The organism is Pseudomonas sp. DWP3-1-3b3 (assembly GCF_049896305.1).
GTDB lineage: Bacteria > Pseudomonadota > Gammaproteobacteria > Pseudomonadales > Pseudomonadaceae > Aquipseudomonas > Aquipseudomonas azotoformans_A.
The window spans coordinates 536,652-554,623 of record NZ_JAFCUA010000004.1; the positions used below are offsets into that span (position 1 = coordinate 536,652).

Annotated in this window: 19 protein-coding genes; 11 read left to right on the top strand and 8 right to left on the bottom strand. The window is 62.3% G+C overall.

Annotated elements, in window-relative coordinates; genetic code table 11:
• The first annotated feature begins 78 nt into the window (after positions 1-78).
• Complete coding sequence (locus ACP7BX_RS15915) at positions 79-408, top strand: DHCW motif cupin fold protein (RefSeq protein WP_426160878.1); 330 nt, start codon at positions 79-81, stop codon at positions 406-408.
• Here ACP7BX_RS15915 and ACP7BX_RS15920 read toward each other — a convergent pair.
• Positions 395-1,426 carry an NADP-dependent oxidoreductase gene (locus ACP7BX_RS15920; RefSeq protein WP_426160879.1) on the bottom strand — a complete coding sequence of 344 codons (1,032 nt, stop codon included), beginning with the start codon at positions 1,424-1,426 and terminating at the stop codon, positions 395-397. The two genes, ACP7BX_RS15915 and ACP7BX_RS15920, sit on opposite strands and share 14 nt — an antisense overlap.
• An 87-nt stretch (positions 1,427-1,513) precedes the next feature.
• On the opposite strand from ACP7BX_RS15920, the gene ACP7BX_RS15925 reads away from it, so the two are divergent.
• Complete coding sequence (locus ACP7BX_RS15925; protein ID WP_178954596.1) at positions 1,514-2,449, top strand: LysR family transcriptional regulator; 936 nt, start codon at positions 1,514-1,516, stop codon at positions 2,447-2,449.
• Here the strand turns inward: ACP7BX_RS15925 and ACP7BX_RS15930 are convergent.
• On the bottom strand, positions 2,358-3,317 hold the full coding sequence (locus tag ACP7BX_RS15930) for a LysR substrate-binding domain-containing protein (RefSeq protein ID WP_426160880.1): 960 nt from the start codon (positions 3,315-3,317) through the stop codon (positions 2,358-2,360). The two genes, ACP7BX_RS15925 and ACP7BX_RS15930, sit on opposite strands and share 92 nt — an antisense overlap.
• 118 nt (positions 3,318-3,435) lie before the next feature.
• Between ACP7BX_RS15930 and ACP7BX_RS15935 the strand changes: the two genes are divergently transcribed.
• Positions 3,436-4,644 carry a cation:dicarboxylate symporter family transporter gene (locus ACP7BX_RS15935; protein WP_426160881.1) on the top strand — a complete coding sequence of 403 codons (1,209 nt, stop codon included), beginning with the start codon at positions 3,436-3,438 and terminating at the stop codon, positions 4,642-4,644.
• A gap of 173 nt (positions 4,645-4,817) precedes the next feature.
• Here ACP7BX_RS15935 and ACP7BX_RS15940 read toward each other — a convergent pair whose 3' ends face one another.
• Positions 4,818-6,431, bottom strand: a complete 1,614-nt coding sequence (locus tag ACP7BX_RS15940) for an argininosuccinate lyase (protein ID WP_426160671.1) — start codon at positions 6,429-6,431, stop codon at positions 4,818-4,820.
• A 209-nt stretch (positions 6,432-6,640) separates the two neighbouring features.
• Here ACP7BX_RS15940 and ACP7BX_RS15945 point away from each other — a divergent pair, with 209 nt between their 5' ends.
• The 3 genes from ACP7BX_RS15945 (at position 6,641) to ACP7BX_RS15955 (ending at position 10,223) form a co-directional block, all read left to right on the top strand.
• Positions 6,641-7,564 (top strand): LysR family transcriptional regulator, encoded by a 924-nt coding sequence (locus tag ACP7BX_RS15945; protein WP_426160672.1) that lies wholly within the window; start codon positions 6,641-6,643, stop codon positions 7,562-7,564.
• Positions 7,565-7,656: 92 nt separating this feature from the next.
• Complete coding sequence (locus ACP7BX_RS15950) at positions 7,657-8,112, top strand: (2Fe-2S)-binding protein (RefSeq protein WP_033896649.1); 456 nt, start codon at positions 7,657-7,659, stop codon at positions 8,110-8,112.
• Positions 8,109-10,223 carry a molybdopterin cofactor-binding domain-containing protein gene (locus ACP7BX_RS15955; RefSeq protein ID WP_426160674.1) on the top strand — a complete coding sequence of 705 codons (2,115 nt, stop codon included), beginning with the start codon at positions 8,109-8,111 and terminating at the stop codon, positions 10,221-10,223. The genes ACP7BX_RS15950 and ACP7BX_RS15955 overlap by 4 nt, the downstream gene beginning before the upstream one ends.
• A 60-nt stretch (positions 10,224-10,283) precedes the next feature.
• Here ACP7BX_RS15955 and ACP7BX_RS15960 read toward each other — a convergent pair whose 3' ends face one another.
• Both ACP7BX_RS15960 and ACP7BX_RS15965 read right to left on the bottom strand, forming a co-directional pair.
• Positions 10,284-10,751, bottom strand: coding sequence for a copper chaperone PCu(A)C (locus ACP7BX_RS15960; protein ID WP_033896646.1), 468 nt, complete (start codon positions 10,749-10,751; stop codon positions 10,284-10,286).
• A complete protein-coding gene (locus ACP7BX_RS15965; protein ID WP_016976099.1) occupies positions 10,751-11,359 on the bottom strand; it encodes an SCO family protein in 609 nt (202 codons plus the stop codon). Before ACP7BX_RS15965 ends, ACP7BX_RS15960 begins: the two co-directional genes overlap by 1 nt.
• Positions 11,360-11,523: 164 nt before the next feature.
• Here ACP7BX_RS15965 and ACP7BX_RS15970 point away from each other — a divergent pair, with 164 nt between their 5' ends.
• Together ACP7BX_RS15970 and ACP7BX_RS15975 are read left to right on the top strand one after the other, a co-directional pair.
• Complete coding sequence (locus tag ACP7BX_RS15970) at positions 11,524-11,907, top strand: DUF2946 domain-containing protein (RefSeq protein ID WP_314528045.1); 384 nt, start codon at positions 11,524-11,526, stop codon at positions 11,905-11,907.
• 62 nt (positions 11,908-11,969) lie between these two features.
• Complete coding sequence (locus ACP7BX_RS15975; protein ID WP_426160675.1) at positions 11,970-12,515, top strand: putative natural product biosynthesis protein; 546 nt, start codon at positions 11,970-11,972, stop codon at positions 12,513-12,515.
• Here ACP7BX_RS15975 and ACP7BX_RS15980 read toward each other — a convergent pair.
• A complete protein-coding gene (locus tag ACP7BX_RS15980; protein WP_426160676.1) occupies positions 12,490-13,404 on the bottom strand; it encodes an aromatic alcohol reductase in 915 nt (304 codons plus the stop codon). The two genes, ACP7BX_RS15975 and ACP7BX_RS15980, sit on opposite strands and share 26 nt — an antisense overlap.
• Before the next feature lie 91 nt (positions 13,405-13,495).
• On the opposite strand from ACP7BX_RS15980, the gene ACP7BX_RS15985 reads away from it, so the two are divergent.
• Positions 13,496-13,891 carry a winged helix-turn-helix transcriptional regulator gene (locus ACP7BX_RS15985; RefSeq protein WP_177111421.1) on the top strand — a complete coding sequence of 132 codons (396 nt, stop codon included), beginning with the start codon at positions 13,496-13,498 and terminating at the stop codon, positions 13,889-13,891.
• Here ACP7BX_RS15985 and ACP7BX_RS15990 read toward each other — a convergent pair whose 3' ends face one another.
• Positions 13,892-14,773, bottom strand: coding sequence for a LysR family transcriptional regulator (locus ACP7BX_RS15990; RefSeq protein ID WP_426160677.1), 882 nt, complete (start codon positions 14,771-14,773; stop codon positions 13,892-13,894).
• Positions 14,774-14,927: 154 nt separating this feature from the next.
• Here ACP7BX_RS15990 and ACP7BX_RS15995 point away from each other — a divergent pair, with 154 nt between their 5' ends.
• On the top strand, positions 14,928-15,950 hold the full coding sequence (locus ACP7BX_RS15995; protein ID WP_426160678.1) for a zinc-dependent alcohol dehydrogenase family protein: 1,023 nt from the start codon (positions 14,928-14,930) through the stop codon (positions 15,948-15,950).
• Positions 15,947-17,101, top strand: coding sequence for an MFS transporter (locus ACP7BX_RS16000; RefSeq protein WP_426160679.1), 1,155 nt, complete (start codon positions 15,947-15,949; stop codon positions 17,099-17,101). The genes ACP7BX_RS15995 and ACP7BX_RS16000 overlap by 4 nt, the downstream gene beginning before the upstream one ends.
• Here ACP7BX_RS16000 and ACP7BX_RS16005 read toward each other — a convergent pair whose 3' ends face one another.
• On the bottom strand, positions 17,102-17,845 hold the full coding sequence (locus ACP7BX_RS16005) for an SDR family NAD(P)-dependent oxidoreductase (protein ID WP_426160680.1): 744 nt from the start codon (positions 17,843-17,845) through the stop codon (positions 17,102-17,104). It lies immediately after the preceding gene.
• Positions 17,846-17,972 lie beyond the last annotated feature (127 nt).

The following is a 17,972-nucleotide window of genomic DNA, read 5'->3' on the forward strand; positions in this document are numbered from 1 at the left end:
AAGCGTTTGATCTGTGCCTATCGCCCGTTGCTTCAGATGAATAGCCTCAAGCCTTGCTAACCAACCTTCGAGCTCATCATGGAACTCACTGCCGTCCCCTTTGGCACTACTGACTGGTCCACTGTCGAACCCGTGATTCATCCGGGCGTTATCGGCAAGGCGTTATGGCGTACCTGCCACTTCGGCACCACCCGCGTGCGCATGGTCGAATATACACCCGGCTATCTGGCGGATCACTGGTGCTGGAGAGGGCACATTCTGTTGTGTCTTGAAGGCGAGTTGCACACTGAATTGGAAGACGGCCGTCAGTTCACCCTGACGGCCGGAATGAGTTATCAGGTGGGCAATGACATGGAAGACCATCGCTCATCGACGAGTATTGGCGCGAAGCTGTTTATTGTGGATTGAGGCGCACGATCAACTTGCCGAAATTGCGCCCTTCCAGCAGCCCGATAAACGCCTCGGGTGCCTGGGCCAGTCCGTCGACAACATCCTCGCGCCATTTGAGTTTGCCTTCAGCGATCCACTGCGCAGCTTCTTTCAAGAATGTGTCCTGTTGCTGATCGACAAATTCGGTCTGGATAAACCCACGCACGGTCAGGCTCTTGGCGAGGATGTCATGCATTGTTGCGGGCAATCGGTCGATCGTTGCTTCTTGAAGGGCGCCATCGTTGTAATGGGCGATCAGACCGCACACGGGTATCCGTGCAAAATCATTGAGTAGCGGTCGCACGCCGTCCCAGACCGGCCCGGCGACGTTTTCAAAGTACACGTCGATACCCTTGGGGCACGCCTTGGCCAACTGTTCGGCAAAGTCCGGGGCGCGGTGGTCGATGACTGCATCAAAGCTCAGTTCGTCCTTCACGAATGTGCACTTGTCCACTCCACCGGCAATGCCCACGGCGCGTGCACCGTGCAGACGAGCGATCTGGCCGACCACTGAGCCGACTGCACCGCTCGCCGCTGCGACGACGACCGTGTCGCCGGGTTTGGGCTTGCCGATATTGAGCAGGCCGGCATAGGCCGTGAACCCCGGCATGCCCAGCACGCCAAGGGCGGTGGTCAGCGGTGCGATGCCTGGGTCCAGGCGGCGCAGGTCTTGCCCCTCAGACAACGCGAAGCGCTGCCAGCCGGCGTAGGCCAAGACGAAATCGCCTGCGTGCCAATCGGCGTGACGTGAGTGTTTGATACGCGCCACGGTGCCGCCGACCATCACTTCACCGATGCCCACCGGCTCGGCATACGATTTGGCGGCACTCATGCGCCAACGCATGTAGGGGTCGAGAGACAGGTAAAGGTTTTCCAGCAGCACCTGTCCATCGACCGGCTCTGGGATGGGTGCGTATTCGAGGCGGAAATCGCTGGTCTTCGGTCGGCCATCGGGACGAGCGGCCAATACGATGCGTGGGTTCTGGGTGTTATCCATGATGTGTCTACTCACTGATTGAACAGGCTGAGCAGCGTAGTCAGATGGTGGCTATCACGGTAGGCTGATAGCGGTTGATTCAGAGTTATGCCAAACATGATATCCGACGCGTTTGAACCCTATTTGCTGCGTACTTTTGTTGCGGTGTGTCATCACGGCAGCCTCAGTGGCGCTGCGCAACAGGCGGGCAGGGCACAATCGGCGCTGAGTGCGCAGATTCGCCGGCTGGAGGAGTTGCTCGGTCAACGCCTGCTGCGTCGCACTGGGCGTGGTGTAGTGCCGACCACTGAGGGCGAATTGTTGCTCAGCTATGCCACACGCATTCTGGCACTCGGCGAAACGGTGGCGACACGCTTGAAGGAACGTACGGTGATGGGCACGGTGCGCGTCGGCCTGTCGGAAGACATCGCCGTCTCAGCGTTGCCGGCTGCCCTGGGCCGTTTACGCCGTGCCAGCCCCCACGTGCACCTGGACATCACCGTGGACCACGGCGATGCCCTCGCTGAACGCTGGCACGATGGTTTGCTCGACGTGGCCGTCGGCGTGAGCTCGGTATTTGCCGCCGACCCCGTGCATACCTGGAACATGCCGCTGTATTGGGTGTGTGGGATCGATGATGAGATCGACCCGACGTCGGCGTTGGATGTGATCGTGTATGCCGAACCCTGCGCGTGGCGGCGCCTGATGTTCGACGCGTTGTTGGCCGCCGGCCGCGATTTTCGCGTGACCGTCACCAGCCCGAATATCGGCGTGATCATGGCTGCCGTGGAAAGCGGCTTGGGCGTCGCATTACTGCCGGCAGAAAATATTCGCCCGGACACCATGCGTGTGATCTCGCTGGGCTCCAGCGGCAGTCAGGCCTTGAGCGTCAATTACGGATTGTTCGCGGTACCACGTCAAACCGACAGTATTCGCGCAACGGTCGACTTGCTCAGCGAGAGTTTTCACCTGATGACCCAGCCAAGGCCAGTTGGCCTGATCCCTTGCGATACACCCCACCCAACTCCCGCGCCAACCCAATGAAATTCTGCAGCGGCGCCGACGGATTGAACGTGCGTCGCACCAGCGTGATCGGCGCCAGCAGCTTGGGCCGTGCGTCTTTGATCCGGCAATACACCACGCTTTCGCGGTGCACATCGCGCATCGACGCCGGGACCACCGAGATGCCTTCGCCGGCGGCTACCAGGCTGACGTTGGTGAGCATGCGTTCCACTTCAAAGGCGATTTTCGGTTCGAAACCGGCGTTCTGGCAGGCCTTGATCAGGTTCGCGTACATCCCCGGCGCGCCGGGGCGGCGTACCAGGATGAAGCGTTCATCCTTGAGGGCTGCGAGGGGAATGGCGCTGCCGGGGGTGTTCAGCAGCGGGTGGCCGATGGGCAGGGTCAGCAGCACTTCTTCATTGAGCAGGCGATGGAACGTCAGGCTCTGGTGCGTACTGACCGGCGCGCGCAGGATACCGATGTCGATGCGTTTTTCGACACTGTCTTCGGTCACTTCGCGGGCGCTGCCTTCGTTGATCGACAACTCCACGCCGGGGTAGCGCTCGCGGTAGGCACGGATGATCCGAGGGATCAGCGGATGGGCGGCGGCGGAGCTGGTGAAACCGATGACCAGCGTGCCCTCGATGCCCTGGGCGGCGCGGGAGGCTTTGAGCGAACCCTGTTCGACACGGGCGAGGATGATCCGCGCTTCATCGAGGAACACCAGGCCGCCTGCGGTGAGGTCGACGCCCTTGGGGTGGCGCTTGAACAGGTCGAACCCCAGTTCGGTTTCGAGGGCGCGGATCTGTTGGCTGAGGGGCGGTTGTTGCATGTTCAGGCGCGCGGCGGCACGGGTGAAATGTCGCTCTTCAGCCACCATGATGAAATAGCGTAAATGGCGAAGTTCCATGGTGGTATATCCCGTGACAAGACTTTATTATTTGCGGCCGGCAGCGACCGTGGCGCCCAATATGCCCAAAGCGGCAAGGGGCGACAATAACAATAAATAAAAACAGGCTGGAGTAACGATGCCGACCCGATACGCCAAGAACGGAACCCTGCCTATTCTGATTGCCATCGTACTTGGCATGATGTTGGGCCTGGTTTATCCGAACCTGGCGATTGAGATGAAAGTGCTCAGCGACGCTTTTATCAAGATGGTCGGCTGGTTGATGCCCTTCCTGTTGTTTGTGCTGGTGTCCACCGGAGTCGCGGGTATCAAGCGCGAGCCTCATCACCGCCATGTCGTGCGGCGGATCATTGTGTATTTCCAATTGATGTCCTGTGCTGCGCTGATGCTCGGCATGGCCACCGGCTGGGTGTTCAACCTGGAACACAGCGCGTTGCCGACGCCACCCGTACTGCCGGAAAACTTCCTGCATGAGCTGTCGCTGCTGTCGGCTTCCTCGACGTTGTACCGCGTGTTTACCCAAAGCCTGGTCTTGCAAGTGATGTTTGCTGCGATGGTCTGCGGGCTGCTGCTGGGGCGGGGCAGTGCGCTCGGCAATCGCTGCCTGGGCTGGCTGGAAACGGCGGTGCAAGGTCTGTTCTTCGTGCTGCGGATTATTCTCACGTTTGCCCCTTTGGCAGCGTTTGGGGCGATGGCGTTCGTGGTGGGTAAATACGGCGTGAGTTCAGTGTTGCCCCTGCTGAAGTTTGTCGTGGTTATTTATCTGGTCAGTGCACTGTTTGTGGTTTTAGTGTTCGCCACTATTACGCGTCTGGTCGGGGTGAAGTTATCCCGATTGATTGTGTATTTAAAAGAAGAGTTATTGCTGGTGACATTTACTGGCTCTTCTGTCGCCGCACTTCCAGGCTGCGTGAATAAACTTGAAGCGCTGGGCTGCGACCGGCAATTAGTGCGCCTGGTGTTGACCACCGGCTACACCTTCAACCTGGCCGGCACCAACCTGTACCTCACCACCGCGATCATGTTCCTGGCCCATATGGCCGGGGTCGAGATCGCCTTGCCGGAGTTGCTCGCGGTGCTGGTGATCTGCCTGGTGACGTCGCTGGGCTCTACCAGCGTGGCGGGTTCGGCGTTGTTCACCTTGATCGCGACCTTGAACATCCTGCAACTGGTGCCGCTGGAAGGGGTGGGGCTGCTGCTGGGGGTGGAACGCTTGATGAAGTGCCGCTCGCTGACCAATGTGCTGGGCAACTGCGTGGCGTGCCTGGCGATTTGTGGGTGGCAGCGGTCGATTGATCGTGGGGTGTTGCAACGGGAGCTGTCATGAACTGGCTTTATGTAGTGAGCGGGCTTGCCCCGCGCTGGGCTGCGCAGCAGCCCTAAAACCATTCACTACATTCATCCAGACCGAATGCAGTGTTTTTAAAGGGCTGCTGCGCAGCCCAGCGCGGGGCAAGCCCGCTCACCACAGTAGAAAACCGCAACATTGTGGACCGGGTGTTAGCCCTTGAGTTTATCGAACGCCTTATCGAGATTTTCTTCAGCGCCCTTGAGCTTCTCACGCCGCTCTTTCAACCATTGCTGATCGCCTTCCAGCGTCTTGCGCGCCTCCACCAGCATGCGCTTGACCTCCTGCGGCTGCGGCCCGCCCGTGCCTTTGCGGGTCTGCACCATGGTGGTTGGCGACAGCGCCGCACGGAAGCCGGCCTCATCCAGCGGCAAGGTATTGGGCGTCCACTTGTACTTGTCTGCTGCCTGGCGATACAGCTTCTGCGCGTCGGCGTAGGGGAAGGTTTTCGGCGTGGTGCCGTTGCTGCGCGCTTCGGTGACGATCAGCGAGGCAAAGCTGTGGCCAATCCGGAACGGCACCTTGAACTGGCGCTCCAGGGTGTCGGCCAGCTCCATTGAGGTGGTCCATTCCGATTCCAGTTCTTCCAATGCGCGCTGCGGGTTGATCTGCAGCGCGTCGAGCACGGCATCCATGCTTTCGAACATTTCTTGGGTGGAACGGAACACGCCCAGGGAATCGAACGCGAATTTATAGTCGGTCATGCCGGTGGTGACGTTGTGCGCGCGCAAGGTCACCGCCTGGGCCAGGCCGACCACATCCGAGGCGGTCTCGCGGGCACGCATCAACAGGCCTGGGTTGCGTTTTTGCGGCATGGCGCTGCTGGTGTAAGTGGCTTCTTCATCCAGCAGCAGCCACGGGCGGATCTGGTGATACTGGGTGTGGATGTCGCCAATCATGGCGCCCACGCGAATCGCCGATGACGACGCCAGGTTGGCCGCCTCGATTGGGATGTCATAGGTCGACACCTGGCTGGAATCCAATGAATTCTCGCGCACCCCATCAAAGCCCAGCAGCTCGGCCAAGCGCTCGCGGTTCAGCGGGTAGGCCGAGTTGGCCAGCACGGCGGTGCCCATCGGGCTTTTGTTCAGGCGTGTGTACAGCTCGCGGATGCGCTGGCCATCACGGTCGAACGCGGCCTCAAAGGCCAGCAGGTAATGCGCATAGCTGATCGGCATGGCCTGCACGCCGTTGGTGTAGGCCGGCACCAGGGTATCGACGTTCTTGTCGGCAATGTTCAACAGGCGCAGGCGCGTGGCGTTGAGGGCTTCGCTGTAGGCCAGCACCTGGCTGCGCAGGGCGGCCAGGCGGTAAGTGGCGAGCATGTCCTGGCGACTGCGGCCGGAATGGATCAGCGAGGCTTCGGGACCGATCTTGTCGGTCATGATTTTTTCCAGTTGCAGCACATCGCTCGGGCGCGTGCCGCCGGGCTGGTAGGCCTGGGCAATCGCATAACGCACGCCGCCAGCGATCTTCTGGCCCATCTCGGGTTTCACAATGCCTTCTTCGGTGAGCATCACGATCGAGGCTTTGTTGATGCGGTTGAGCCAGGCGAATTGAGTCTGGGTGGGATCGCCTTTGGCTTTGCGCTCGGTTTGCGCACTGTCCGGCGTGGCGCCGACTTTTGCGGCCTGGGCGGCGCATTGTTCGGTGGTGGTGCAGGGCAGCTCGCCGGTGTTGGCCGCGTAGGCGCCAACGCTGTTGAACAGGGCGAAAGCTACCGCCAGGTGCAGCAGGCTTTTTAGGGCGCGGGGGGATGAGTTCACAGGAATACCCGATTTATTGTTGGAATTGTGAGCCGTCAGGCTATCGAGTCTGTTTTCAGATTGAAAATATATAGTAAGTGTTGATGGCAGAGCTTTTAGGTATGGATACAGCATTGGATTGAATGCGCTAGCCCTGTAATGCTGTTCAGGCTTTCAAGGCTGTCTTCACAATGCTTGTGCTATACCGTTCATTTTCGGCGGAACCCTTTATGCGCCAGGATCAACTCGACGGTCTGGTGACCTTCGTTTGCGTCGCTGAACATGCCAGCTTTTCGGCCGCCGCCGTGCGCCTGGGTGTGTCGCCGTCGGCGGTCAGCCAAGTCATTCGCAACCTGGAGCGGCGCCTGGGCGTTGCGTTATTCAATCGCACCACCCGCAGTGTCAGCCTCACGGAAGCAGGTCTGGGCTTCCTGGCCAAGGTACAACCGGCGGTCAGCGCCTTGACGGCTGCGGCCCTGGAAGTCGGTGACAGCAGCGGCTCACCCTCAGGCTTGCTGCGTCTCAACGTGCCGCGCGCCGCGTACATGACCGTGCTGCAACCGGTGCTCGCGGCATTTCTGCAGGCGCACCCGCAGATTGACCTCGAACTGACGATGGAAAATGCCCTGGTGGACATCGTGCGCCTGGGCTATGACGCCGGTATCCGTTTTGGCGATTTCGTCGAGCAGGATATGGTCGCAGTCAAGGTCGGCCCCGCTCTGCGCATGCGTGTGATCGCATCACCGGCCTACCTGGTCCGGCACGACGCACCGCAGCATCCCAGCGAATTGCTCCAGCACAACTGCATCACGTTTCGTGCGTCCAGCGGCGTGGTCGAGCGCTGGGACTTCGCCAGGGGCCTGGAAACCCTGCAACTGCCGGTGCGCGGGCGGATGATCGTCAACGACTCGTCGGCTCTGGTGCAAAGCGTGCTGGATGGCCTGGGCATCGGCTACATGATCAGCGGTCACATCGACCCCTTTATCGCCCGTGGTGAACTGGTCAGCCTGTTCGAGGACTGGTGCCCGGCCTTGCCCGGCTTCACCCTGTATTACTCCGACCGCCGTCGCGTGAGCCGTAAGCTGCGCGCACTGATCGACTTTCTGCGCGAGCCGTCCAGCCTCGCGCCGTCGCCACCACTGCAAGTACTTTAGTAAGTTTGCCTTCATAGCCTATGCGGGCTGGCGACGTTCTGTGCCGCACGGCGTGCTCCTAAGATGGTCCGTCCATCCTCAGGAGTTGTCCCATGGCCCAGACGCTGAATATCAATGGCACCCCGCACACCGTGGATGTCGATGACGACACGCCGCTGCTCTGGGTGTTGCGCGATGTGCTGGGCATGACCGGCACCAAGTTCGGTTGCGGCATGGCCCTGTGCGGCGCCTGCACGGTGCAGATGAATGGCACGCCGATCCGCGCGTGCGTGATGCCGGTGAGCGCGTTGGTGGGGGCCAGCATCACCACCATCGAAGCCATCGGCGAAACCCCCGCCGGCCAGAAGATCCAGGCCGCCTGGCGTGACTTGGAAGTGGTGCAATGCGGCTACTGCCAGTCCGGGCAGATCATGTCCGCCTCGGCGTTGTTGGCCAGCAACCCGAACCCCAGTGACAGCGATATCGACAACGCCATGGCCGGCAACATCTGCCGCTGCGGCACCTACGTGCGCATCCGTGCGGCGATCAAGCAGGCGGCCAGCGCATGATCACACGACGTGGTTTTCTCAAGGTCAGTGCCGCCAGCGGCGGTGGTTTGTTGCTGAGCTTGAGTTTGCCCATGGGGCAGGTTGTTGCGGATGAAACCGGGGTGTTTGCGCCGAATGCGTTTATCCGGATCGATCGCGACGGTCGGGTGACCTTCACCATCGCCCAGGTGGAAATGGGGCAGGGCACCTACACCTCGATCCCCGTGTTGATTGCCGAAGAGCTGGCAGTGCGCCTGGATCAGGTCAACCTCGAGCACGCCCCTGCGGATAACAAACGCTATGCCAACCCGTTGCTGGGTTTCCAGGTCACGGGCGGTTCCACCTCGGTACGCAGTGCCTGGACCCCTTTGCGTCAGGCCGGGGCCACTGCGCGCACCTTGCTGCTGGAGGCCGCCGCCTTTTACTGGAACGTGGCGCCAAGCCGTTGCAGCGCGCGCGAAGGCGTGGTCTATCACGCCGACAGCCAACGGCAACTGAACTATGGCGAATTGGTGCAAAAGGCCGCGACCTTGCCGCTGCCGGACAAGGTCGAACTCAAGAGCGCCGAACACTTCCAACTGATCGGCCTGACCCGCCAGCGCACCGACTCGGCCAGCAAGGTCAACGGCACTGCCCGCTATGGCATTGATGCACGGCCTGAGGGCTTCAAGGTGGCTGCGATCATGACCTGCCCGGTGATCGGCGGCACTCTGGCCGGTGTCGATGACCACGCCGCGCTGTCGGTGAAGGGCGTGCTGCAGGTGTTGCGTACCGACACTGCCGTGGCCGTGGTGGCCGAGCACATGGGCGCTGCGCGCAAGGCCCTGGCGCTACTGAGTGTGCAGTGGAACGAAGGCATCAATGGCCAGTTCTCCACCGCGCAGATGCTCGCGGATATCGAACAGGCCTCCCAGGCGGCGGGTGCGGTGGTGAAGACCGTGGGCAACGCCGAACAGGCGTTGGCCGGCGCCAGCAAGATCCTGGAGGCCGTGTACGAAGTGCCGTTTCTGGCGCATGCGTGCATGGAACCGGTGAACTGCACCGTGCATGTACGGCCCGATGGCTGCGACCTGTGGCTCGGCAGCCAGGTGCCGGCGCGGGCTCAGGCGGTGGCGATGCAGCAGACGGGCCTGGCGGAAAACCAGGTGCAGGTACACAACCATTTGCTCGGCGGCGGCTTCGGTCGGCGCCTGGACGTGGACTTCGTGGCCCACGCCGTGGCCTTTGCCAAGCAAGTGACATTTCCCCTCAAAGTCATCTGGTCACGTGAGGAAGACACCCGCCACAGCACCTTGCGTCCTTACCATTTCAACCACCTCAGCGCCGGGCTCGATGCCAGCGGCAAACCCATCGTGTGGACGCATAAAGTCACCGGCTCATCGATCCTCGCGCGCTGGTTGCCGGAGCGCTTCACCCATGGCATCGACGGTGATGCAATCCGAGACCCCAGCGGCCCCTATGACTTCGCCCATATCGGCGTGAACTACGTGCGCCACGAACCGCCCGCGGGCATTACCACGGGTTTCTGGCGGGGAGTGGGGCATACCCAGAATGTGTTCATGGTGGAAGGTTTTATCGACGAACTGGCCCATCTGGCCGGGCAGGATCCGATCGTCTATCGCCTGGCCCTGCTGGACAAACATCCGCGCGCGCGCAAGGTGCTGGAGGCCGTGGCGCAACACGCCCAATGGGACACGCCGCTGGCGCCAGGGCGTGGTCGGGGGGTGGCATTGACCTTTTGTTTTGGCACCTATGCGGCGCAAGTGGCCGAAGTCAGTGTGGAGGCGGGCCAGGTGCGGGTGCACAAGGTCACCTGCGTGGTGGACTGCGGCCGTGCCATCGTGCCCGACAGCGTGGTCGCGCAGATGCAGGGTGGGGCAATCTTCGGCCTGACGGCGGCGTTGTTCGGCAACATCACCTTCAAGGACGGGCGAGTGGAACAAGCCAATTTCGACAGCTACCGCCTGTTGCGGATGAATGAAGCGCCGCTGATCGACACGCATCTGCTGGACAGCGAGGAAACACCGGGCGGGATTGGTGAGGTGTCGACGGTGACGATTGCCCCGGCGGTGGTGAACGCGGTGTTTGCGGCGACGGGCAAGCGCGTGCGCCGGTTGCCTATTGTTGTGTGACTGATTCGAGCAGGGCTTTGTGGTGGGCAGGTTTGCCCGGTCACCACAGAAGCCCATGCCTCAATGCATCTTGCTGTGATCCATCCCATCCACGCCACGGGCCGGGGCCTTCACTTCAATTGCCTGCTTTTCGCCCTTGGCATTTTGTACGGTGAGGGTCAGCGGTACTTGGTCGCCTTCCTTGATCTGGCCGGTCAGGCCCATCAGCATTACGTGGTAGCCATTGGGGTCGAGGGTCACGGCCTTGCCGGCAGGCAGGGCTACCGAGTCCACCGGGCCCATGCGCATGACGTCGTCCTTCATGCTCATTTCATGGATCTGCACGTCCTTGGCCACCGGCGAGGCCACGCTCAGCAGTTTGCTGTCAGTGTCGGCGGTGACGGTCATGAACGCGCCGCTGGACGGCTGGCCCGGCACGGTGGCGCGTACCCAGGCGTCGGTGACTTGCACCTGGGCGCTGGCGTGGGCGGCGAGGCCCAGCAGGGTCATGCCGATGAGGGTGCGTTTGAGGTGTTGAACGGCAGTCATTAGCAGACCTCCATGACGGTGAGCAGGTCTTCTGCGCACTCTTTAGCGGTAAGGGATGCCTGCAGGCCCAGGCGCAGGTTGCCACGGGTGTCGAACACGAAACTGGTGGCGGTGTGGGACAGGGTGTAGGTGTCGCCGGCGGGGATCTTTTCATAAAAGATCCCGAACTCCTTGGCGGCCACGGCGATTTCTTCTGGAGTGCCGTACAGCGCTTCGAAGCTCGGATCGAAAGCCTTGACGTACTTGTCGAGAATCTCGGGGGTGTCGCGTTCCGGGTCCAGGGTGATGAACACCACTTGCATGATTTCGCCGTCGCGGCCCATCAGCTTCTTGGCCTGCGCAGCGCGCGCCAGGGTGGTCGGGCACACGGCCGGGCATTGGGTGAAACCGAAGAACACCACCGGCATCAGGCCACGGAACGAGCTCAAGGTGACGGTTTCGCCGTCGGTGTTCTTGAGCTTGAAGGTACGGCCCATGATCTTGTCGCTCAGGTCCTTGCCGTACTTGAAGTTCAGCTTGGGGCTGTAGTCACAGCCGCCCAGCAGGCTGCCCAGGCCCAGCAGGCCCATTCCGGTCAGCACTTTGCGGCGGGTGAATAAGGTACTCATCAACTGTGCATCCTGTGAAACGCCTGCATTGCTCTGGATCAATACGTCAGGCTTTGAGGGCGCCCAGTCTACCAACCCTGGGAAGTGCACGTAATCTGCGACGTTCTGCCACAGGGGCCTGCGACACTTCATCCTTGGGCGGCTCTGGTGGTAGAGTCGCCGCCATGAAATTGAGCCACCCTGACCGTTCCCTGATTGCCTGGGCCCTGTACTTCTGCGTGCTGATGAACCTATTCGTCTGCGGTCTGGGGCATGGGCAGATGATGGGCCAAGAGTTGAATGGCATCGGCGGGGCGTTCTGTTCGGTGGACGGCAAGCCAGCGCCACTTTCCGACAAAGGGTTGGGCAGCCCGTCTTCCAGCAACATCTCGAACTACTTTGCCTGCCCGGTCTGCAACGCCTTGACGGTCGCCCTGGTGTTTTTGGTCGGCCTGGTCTGGTTGCTCGGCCTGGGACAAACCCCGCGCCCGGCCCACGAACGGCGCAACAAGGCGCCGCCGCGCTATTCCTGGCCGTCGGCCAACCCCCGCGCTTCCCCCGCATTCTGACGTATGCCTTGGGCCTCCCGTGATCGGGAGGCATTCCCTCGTCATGACTGTGAGTGCGTTTCATGAACCACCTGTTGCCCGCAGGCGCCAGCCGCCTGGTCAGCAAGGCGTCCCGCCGCCTGCACGCGGAACCGGCGCCGCCTGAATACCCGAGTAATTCCCGCAACTTCGTGCACCTGGATGCGCGGTTGTTGCCGTATTGGCACACCCTGTTCGATATCTGCCCGGCGCTGCTCAAGCTGGATCCGCCTGAAGGATTGAACCTGTTCCGCAGCTTCATGACCTGGGCTTATCGCCACCGGCCACCGCTGGATTGGACCTATCACCTGAATGTCTGCCGTTGGCTGCTGGGCTCGCCGTATCGGGCGCAGATCGATGACGAACCGATCGAGGCGTTCATGGCGGCGGCTGCCGCGCGCTGGGTCAATACGGACGTAAGCCAGGCCCAGGGAGTGGCCCTGGCCTGGCAGGCGTCACGGGTTGTCGATTGGAAAGACCCCCGCTTTTTCGGGGCCGAACCGCAGGCGTTACCGCCGTCTCCCTGGGATTTCGCCTGGTGCCCGTTAAAGGCGTCGGGTGGTTTCAGTGGGTGGTCGTCGGTGCCTTGAGGTGCTGTCGGATCCATTGCTCGACGCCTGTCACCGCAATGCGCTGCCCGGCATTGAAGGTCACGGCGGGGTCCCAGGCCACGCCGTTGCCCTGGGCGAATACGGCGCGGTACTTCTTCAGGTTGTCGTCGGGGTCCTGGGCCAACTCGGCCAGCAGCGTCGGCACCGACCAGGCTTCGCGCTGGAGTTGCAGGCCGAGGGTGGCATCCACGGTGTCCGCCAATTGCCCATAAGTCAGGGTGTCGCCGGCGGTGAACACCACCTGATTGCTCAGCGCCGGGTCGGCCAGCACGATGCGCGCGGTCAACCGGCCAATATCCTCCGGTGTGGTAACCGTGACGGCGGTGTTCCAGTCGCCCAGGGCATGCACGCGGTTTTGCGCCAGGTCGACTACGCCAAATGACGGCTCGAACAGAAAACTGGTGAACATGCCGGTGGAGATGATCAGCCATTGCGTGGCCTGTTGCCCGCGCAGCAGGTCGCGCACATCCAGCTGTTCGTCGAACGTGTCTTGCGGGCTGCCACGACCGATCACGTCGTAGTCCACACCGAATTGCCACGGCACATAGCGCTGCACGCCGCCTTCAATGGCCGCGCGTGCCAGCTTGCGTTGGGTGCCGGGGCCGGCGGCGAAACCGGTGCAGCAGATCACAGTGTGGAAAGGCGCAAACCGTTCGGCGAGCGCACGTTGGCTATCGTTCTGTAGATCGCCGGCGACCAGCTCTACACCGCGCTCACGCAGGGTGTTGGCCGCCGCCGAGTGCAGGCTGGCGGGGCGCAGCAGCACAGCGATGCGTGTGGTGCGGGGTTCGGCCAGCTCGGCCAGTGCGTGCAACACGGCCATGCCCAGTTCGCCGGCACCGAGTACCAGGAGAGAAGAGGGGGTCATAGGAGGCTCCGTCTGTGTGGAAAGTCGTGGCATGCTTGCAGAATTAATCGCTGCGCATAAGAAGGCACACCCGTGATACCGAGGCTCTTCCATGGATAACGACGAGATCATCCGCCGCTCGCAAGCCGCCTGCGACGCACTCAGCGCCGACGACGATGGCCTCAAGCGCGAGGTGCTGACCCACGCGGGAAACCGCTGGTCCTTGGGCATCGTGCATGTGTTGGGGGTGAGCGGGCGCCTGCGTCACGCCGAGATCGGCCGGCGCATGCAGGGCGTGACCCAACGCATGCTGACCCGCACCTTGCGCCAGCTGGAACGTGACGGTTTAGTGCTGCGCCATGACTTTCGCGAAGTACCGCCCAGGGTCGAATACGAGCTGTCGAGCCTGGGCACGGAACTGCTGGTGCATATGATCCCGTTGTGGACCTGGGTGGTGGAGAAGGGCGATGAATTCCGCCGTGCGCGTGAGCGGTTTGATCACGCCTGATCAGGCAAACAGCCGCGCTTTGAGAAAGTCGATAAACACGCGTAGCTTGGGCGACGGGTGCCGGCTCGATGGCCACATCATGCGAAAGCTGCCGCGCTCGGTGCAGTCGTGCAGCACCTGCACCAATTCGCCGCTTTCGAGCCATTCACGTATGGCAAAGTCAGGCAAGTAAGCGAGGCCAACGCCCTGGCGCGCAAAGCACACCCTGGCTTCAAGGTTGTTGCAGATCATCGCGGCGGGCAACTGCATGTCCAGCTCGAGGCCGTCCTGGCGCAGCGGCCAGCGTTGCAACTTGCCGGTATTGGGGAAGCGGAACAGGATGCAGCTGTGCGCGGCCAGGTCACTCGGTTGCCCAGGCGTGCCTCGGCTGGCGAGGTAGGCAGGGGCTGCCACGACGATCATCCGGTAGTCCCCGACCAGACGTGAGCTCAAGCGCGAGTCCGGCGCTTCACCGCTGCGCAGCACCGCGTCGTAGCCTTCTTCCACCACGTCCACGCGGCGGTCGGTGAAGCTCAGGTCCAACTCGACGTCGGGATAGTCCTTCTTGAAGTCGGCCAGTACCGGCAGAAACGGATGACCCACCAGCGGCAGGCTGACCTTGAGACGGCCACGGGGAGCCTGGCTGACCTGGGACAACTCCGCCTCGGCTTCCTCGATCTCCAGCAGGATGCGCTGGCTGCGCTCCAGGAACAGTTCGCCCTCGGCGGTCAGGGTCACGCTGCGCGTACTGCGGTGGAACAGCCGGACGCCCAGGCGCTCCTCCAGCCGCGCCACGCTCTTGCCGACCGCCGATGCAGTAACGCCCAACACACGGCCGGCGCCGACAAAACTGTGGGTGTGCGCGACCTGCACAAAGGCATTCAGGGTGGTGAGGCTGTCCATCGATGCACCGATTGGCGACGGGAAGTGCCGCTACCCTAGCGCAATTGCCGGCATTGCGGAATGAAAGCTCCGCAGACACAGGAGCCCGCCCCTACTTAATCCCGTGAAGCGCGGTTCTTATCCTTGCGCCAAATCCTTCACGAGAGACTTGAACATGACCAACATGATGCAGCGCTGGGAAATCCCGAGCTTTGGTCTTCACACCTTGCACCTGGCCCGCGTGCCGCGACCGGTCGCCAAGGCCGGGGAAGTGCTGGTGCGCGTTGCGGCGGTATCGCTCAACTACCGTGATGCCGAAGTGGCGGAAAACGGCATGGGCGCCAGCCTGCAATTTCCCTTCACCCCGGCCTCGGACATGACGGGCACGGTAGTGGCGGTGGGCGAGGGCGTGCAACGCTTCAAAGTGGGCGACCAGGTGCTGTCGAGCTTCTTTGCCGGCTGGATCGATGGCCAGCCCTTGTCCTGGGCCGAGGCCCCGCCACAAGGCGGTCCGATCCCCGGTATGCTCGCCGAATACGTGGCCACCCCGGCCGAGTGGTGCGTACTGGCGCCACGCTCGCTGAGCGCTGCTCAAGCCAGCACCTTGCCCGTGGCGGGGTTGACCGCCTGGATGGCCCTGGTTGAACTCGGCCACCTGCACGCCGGCCAGACCGTCGTGGTGCAAGGCACCGGCGGCGTGTCGCTGTTTGCCGTGCAACTGGCGGCGGCCCACGGCGCCCGCGTGATCATCACCAGCAGCAGCGATGAAAAAATTGCGCGTGCCGTTGAGTTGGGAGCGACCCATGGCATCCACCGTGGGCGCGTGCCGGACTGGCACACCGCGGTGCTGGAACTCACCGGCGGACGCGGCGCCGAGCATGTGCTGGAAATGGCCGGCGGCGACAACCTGGCGCGCTCACTGCAAGCGGTGGCCAACGGCGGGCGTATCTCGGTGATCGGCTTGCTGGAGAGTTACCAGTTGAGCGCGCCGCTGATGAGCCTGCTGGCCAAGCGCGCATCCATCGTCGGCGTGGCCGTGGGCCCGCGCCGCGCCCTTGAAGACCTGATCCGCAGGGTGGATCGACACACCCTTGCCCCGGTGATCGACCACACCTACCGGTTTACCGAGGTGCCTCAAGCCTTCGCCCATTTGCAGCGTGGCGCTTTCGGCAAAGTGGTGATCGAGGTCAGCCCGTGATCTACCTCATTCTTGGATTGTTCGGCCTGTACACGTTGGAGTTTGGCGTGGTGGGCATTTTGCCGATGATCGTCGAGCGTTTCGGTATCAGCGTGTCCCAGGCGGGGTGGTTGATGGGCTTGTTTGCGTTGATCGTCGCGGTGCTGGGGCCGTTCCTGGTGTTGCTGGCCTCGCGGCTGGCGCGCAAGAAGATCCTGGTGGGGGCATTGCTGGGGTTCTCGGTGTGCAGTGTGTTGTCGGCGTTCGCGCCGAACTTCGAAACGCTGATGGCGCTGCGCGTGATCCCGGCCATGCTGCACCCGGTGTTTTTTGCTGCGGCATTTTCCACGGCTGTCTCGCTGTACCCCAAGGAGCGCGCGGCCCATGCCACGGCCCTGGCAGTAGTGGGTACCACCCTCGGGCTGGTGCTGGGCGTGCCGTTGACTACCTGGGTGGGCGCGCGTATTTCCTATGAAGCCTCGTTCTATTTTTGTGCACTGGCGACGGCAGTGGCGGCGTTGGGTGTGTGGATCAAACTGCCCGATCATGCGCGCGCGGCGCCGTTGAGTTTCGGCAAGCAACTGGCCGTGCTGCGCAGCCTCGCGGTGTGGCTGGCGATCATGGCCACCGTGCTGGTATTTAGCACGATGTTTTCGGTGTACAGCTACGCCGCCGAATACCTCAAGACCCAGGTCGGCATGGACGGCCAGACCATCAGCCTGATGCTGGTGATCTTTGGCATCGGCGGTGTGGTCGGTAATCTGCTGGTGGGGCGTTTGCTCAGTCGACACCTGGTGGTGACCGCCGTGGGGTATCCGGTGGTGTTGGCGGCGGCGTACCTGGTGTTGTATGGGTTTGGCAGCCTGTCGTGGGGGTCGATGAGTGTGATCGTGTTGCTCTGGGGCGCGGCGCACACCTGCGGCCTGGTCGTCACGCAAGTCTGGCTCACGTCTTCGGCACCCCAGGCGCATGAGTTCGCGACCAGCCTTTACGTGTCGTCGGCAAATGCCGGCGTGGTGATCGGCGCGTCCATGGGCGGGCTGTTCATCAATGCCTTTGGCACCACCGGGGTGATTGGCTGCGGGTTGGTCTTTGCCGGGTTGTCGCTGCTGGTGATTGCCTGGAAGGCCCTGGCATTCAGCGATGCCAAGGGCCTGCCTGCACGGGCGTGATCAGCGCAAGGTATACCCGCCGTCCACCACCCAGTCCTGGCCGAATACGCTGCGCGCGCCTTGGCTCAGCTGGAACAGGATCACATCGGCCACCGCGCCGGGTTCCAGGAACTGCCCGTCGAGCAGCCGTGCGTTGACGGTCTTCGCCACGGAGCCGAGTGTCTCGTCATTGAGCCCCAGCGTGCTCCAGATCGGGGTGGCGGTCGGGCCGGGCGAGACCATGTTCAGCCGAATGCCGTGGGGCGCCAGCTCCACCGCAAGGGTGCGAACCTGGGCCCGCAACGCGGCTTTTGAGGCAATGTAGGCGGCCAATCCGGGAAAGGTCACCTGCTCCAGGAACGTCCCGATGAACACGACCGACGCCTGCGCTGCCAACTGCCCGCGCAGGCTGCCCAGGGTGTTCAGCGCGCCGGCCCCGTTGACCGCCCATTGTCGGTCAAACGCCGCCAGGTCGAGCCCGTCGGCCAGCTGTGCAATCCCCGCGTTTGGCACCAGGCAATCCACCGGGCCGATCGATGCTGCCAATTGCGCCAGGCGTGCCAGGTCGGCAGCCTTGGTGACATCGCCGCTGAGCCACGACAACTGCTCGCCAAACGTCTCGGCCAGCTCGCCAAGCCCACCCCATTGACGCGACATCGCCACCACCTTCGCACCGCGTTCGAGCAGGCGCTGGGTCACGGCCAGGCCGATACCGGAACTGGCGCCGGTGACAACGGCAAGGCGTTGGTTGAATTCATTGCTCATGGTGATCTCTCTGTGGGTGTCGAAGATTCACTTCACAGCCATCAGGAACCATGCCATCTAATAACTTTAGATAAATCAATAAGATAGTATGCATCAGGTCATTTTGACTGCAGGGTTTTGTAGTCGC

Excerpts from the sequence above, each read along its gene's own strand:
- ACP7BX_RS15960 (WP_033896646.1), bottom strand. The coding sequence starts at position 10,751 with ATGACTGCCGTTCAACACCTCAAACGCACCCTCATCGGCATGACCCTG.
- ACP7BX_RS15955 (WP_426160674.1), top strand. The coding sequence starts at position 8,109 with ATGATCACACGACGTGGTTTTCTCAAGGTCAGTGCCGCCAGCGGCGGT.
- ACP7BX_RS15920 (WP_426160879.1), bottom strand. The coding sequence starts at position 1,426 with ATGGATAACACCCAGAACCCACGCATCGTATTGGCCGCTCGTCCCGAT.
- ACP7BX_RS15970 (WP_314528045.1), top strand. The coding sequence starts at position 11,524 with ATGAAATTGAGCCACCCTGACCGTTCCCTGATTGCCTGGGCCCTGTAC.
- ACP7BX_RS15995 (WP_426160678.1), top strand. The coding sequence starts at position 14,928 with ATGACCAACATGATGCAGCGCTGGGAAATCCCGAGCTTTGGTCTTCAC.
- ACP7BX_RS15915 (WP_426160878.1), top strand. The coding sequence starts at position 79 with ATGGAACTCACTGCCGTCCCCTTTGGCACTACTGACTGGTCCACTGTC.
- ACP7BX_RS15930 (WP_426160880.1), bottom strand. The coding sequence starts at position 3,317 with ATGGAACTTCGCCATTTACGCTATTTCATCATGGTGGCTGAAGAGCGA.
- ACP7BX_RS15980 (WP_426160676.1), bottom strand. The coding sequence starts at position 13,404 with ATGACCCCCTCTTCTCTCCTGGTACTCGGTGCCGGCGAACTGGGCATG.
- ACP7BX_RS15965 (WP_016976099.1), bottom strand. The coding sequence starts at position 11,359 with ATGAGTACCTTATTCACCCGCCGCAAAGTGCTGACCGGAATGGGCCTG.
- ACP7BX_RS15925 (WP_178954596.1), top strand. The coding sequence starts at position 1,514 with ATGCCAAACATGATATCCGACGCGTTTGAACCCTATTTGCTGCGTACT.
- ACP7BX_RS16005 (WP_426160680.1), bottom strand. The coding sequence starts at position 17,845 with ATGAGCAATGAATTCAACCAACGCCTTGCCGTTGTCACCGGCGCCAGT.
- ACP7BX_RS15935 (WP_426160881.1), top strand. The coding sequence starts at position 3,436 with ATGCCGACCCGATACGCCAAGAACGGAACCCTGCCTATTCTGATTGCC.
- ACP7BX_RS15975 (WP_426160675.1), top strand. The coding sequence starts at position 11,970 with ATGAACCACCTGTTGCCCGCAGGCGCCAGCCGCCTGGTCAGCAAGGCG.
- ACP7BX_RS15950 (WP_033896649.1), top strand. The coding sequence starts at position 7,657 with ATGGCCCAGACGCTGAATATCAATGGCACCCCGCACACCGTGGATGTC.
- ACP7BX_RS15945 (WP_426160672.1), top strand. The coding sequence starts at position 6,641 with ATGCGCCAGGATCAACTCGACGGTCTGGTGACCTTCGTTTGCGTCGCT.
- ACP7BX_RS15990 (WP_426160677.1), bottom strand. The coding sequence starts at position 14,773 with ATGGACAGCCTCACCACCCTGAATGCCTTTGTGCAGGTCGCGCACACC.
- ACP7BX_RS15985 (WP_177111421.1), top strand. The coding sequence starts at position 13,496 with ATGGATAACGACGAGATCATCCGCCGCTCGCAAGCCGCCTGCGACGCA.